This window comes from Photobacterium lipolyticum (assembly GCF_003026475.1).
Taxonomy (GTDB): Bacteria; Pseudomonadota; Gammaproteobacteria; order Enterobacterales; family Vibrionaceae; genus Photobacterium; species Photobacterium lipolyticum.
Genome location: NZ_PYMC01000059.1, coordinates 1 through 583 on the forward strand (window position 1 = coordinate 1; position 583 = coordinate 583).

The 583-nt window shown below is 44.8% G+C and carries 1 protein-coding gene; it reads right to left on the reverse strand.

From position 1 onward, the window contains the following. Nucleotides 1–479: IS110 family transposase (locus C9I89_RS22300; protein WP_146155096.1), on the reverse strand; the 479-nt coding region annotated here is incomplete at its 3' end. Between the last annotated feature and the right edge of the window lie 104 nt (nucleotides 480–583).

The following is a 583-nucleotide window of genomic DNA, read 5'->3' on the forward strand; positions in this document are numbered from 1 at the left end:
GTCATAGCCAGGTGTTTAGGTAGTATTTGGAGGCGATTCTTTTCCATGGTTTGCATTGATAGAAGCTGATTTCTTCGGATGACCAAATCCGCCATAAGCCGCATGGATTCAGGCTTCAGCTGAGTTAGTGCTGGTTTTATAGCCTCGGCATAGTGGGCGATAAGCCTTGCATCGAGTTTATCCGTTTTAGCGCGTTGACCGATGGCACCGGCAAAGCGTTTTACATGAACAGGGTTTGCAATCACATAAGGGATGTTGGCGTCGGCACAGGCAATAATGAAGGGCATTTCCAGCCTGCCAGTGGCTTCAATCACGACCCTTTGTGGTGAGTATTTTTTAATGGTTTTGATGGCATCTTTAATCCCTTTCTCATCGTTAGAAACGGAGAAGAAAATATCGAGCGGCCGGATGTAAATATCGAGTTGAGACTTTCCTGTATCGACGCCGATATTAATATTTTGAATTGTTGAAGTATCCATAATAAGCTAACTCTGCATTGCGTAATGCGGGTTCGAGACCCAGTAGACTATTCGAGTGTTGTGCTTGGAGTCCTATACAGTGTTCACGTTTGTTATCGGTCTCT